The organism is Dietzia sp. NPDC055343, from assembly GCF_053645265.1.
Genome location: NZ_JBSHMJ010000153.1, coordinates 1 through 1,358, shown reverse-complemented (window position 1 = coordinate 1,358; position 1,358 = coordinate 1). Strand labels below are relative to the sequence as shown.

At 65.4% G+C, this 1,358-nt stretch carries 1 protein-coding gene; it reads left to right on the top strand.

What is annotated here, in order from left to right; translation table 11 throughout:
* Positions 1-1,358, top strand: a 1,358-nt coding sequence (locus ACWIE7_RS19290; protein WP_454070349.1) for a penicillin-binding transpeptidase domain-containing protein, incomplete at both ends; no start/stop codon positions are given.

Here is a 1,358-nt window from a genome sequence, read left to right as displayed (position 1 = left end):
ACCGGCGGCTACCTTGGCTACTCGGACACCAAGAAGTACACCGCGCCCATCGTCGACCGAAACGACATCCGAATCATGGGCTGGGCCCCGGTCACAATGGTCTCACTGGCCCCCGATTCCCACGCCTCGGCAGCGCAAGTCGCATCCCTGCTGAACGAAATCGAACCATCTATCACGGCGGAGACGATCCGAACCGGGATGGCCGCCGCACCCGGCACCGACTACACCGTGGTCTCGCTTCGCCAAGAAGACATCGAGCCGATTCGGGGCATGCTGGAGACTGTCCCCGGGATCAGCCTCACCGAACAAGGTCGACTCGTCACCTCCGACCCCCGAATTCACTCCCCGGCCTTCGCCGGCCTGCCCGACTACTGGAACGATCGCCTCACCGCCGGCGCTGGATGGGCCCTGCAAGTCATTAACCCCTCGGGCACCTTCGAACTCGGCGGACGTGAACCCGAGAGCCTGCGCAACATCGGAACCACCATCGACGTCGCCCTCCAAGCAGCCGCGCAAAACGCCGTCGACGCCCAAGACGCCCCAGCAACGATCGTCGCAATCGAACCGACCACCGGCGGCGTCCTGGCCGTCGCCCAGAACCCCGCCGCCGACACCCAAGGACCCATCTCCCTGACCGGCCTCTACCCGCCCGGATCCACCTTCAAGACAGTGACGACAGCAGCAGCCCTCGACGCCGGCCTGGCCACAGCCGACACCCCCCTTGCCTGCCCCTCCCGGGCCACCATCGAGGGACGATCCATCCCCAACGACAACGAGTTCGATCTCGGCACCGTCCCGCTACACACGGCATTCGCCCAATCGTGCAACACCACCCAAGGGGCACTCGCGGTCCAACTCAGCCCCGAGGCGATGCGCGACACCGCCGCGCGACTCGGGTTCGGTGTCGACTTCCACGCGCCCGCACTAACCACCGTCACCGGACAAGTACCAGTGACCACCGGCGGAGCAGCACGCGTCGAAGCGGCCATCGGACAAGGCACCGTCACGGCAAGCCCATTCGGCATCGCAGTCATGGAAGCCTCACTCGCCAACAACGGACAAATGATCCTGCCGACCCTCATCCAAGACGAACACACAACCTCCGACCAGACACCCGACCCTCTCCCAGCAGAAACCGTCGCCGCACTCCGGACGATGATGCGCGAAACCGTCACCAGCGGCTCCGCCAGCAGCCTGGCCGACATCGAAGACCTCGGCGGCAAAACCGGCACCGCCGAAACCGGAAACGGACCAGCCCACGGGTGGTTCGCGGGAATCGTCCACGACATCGCATTCTGCGCATTCATCGAAGGCGCCGACAGCTCAGGACCCGCCGTCGCGATGTCAGGCCAATTCCT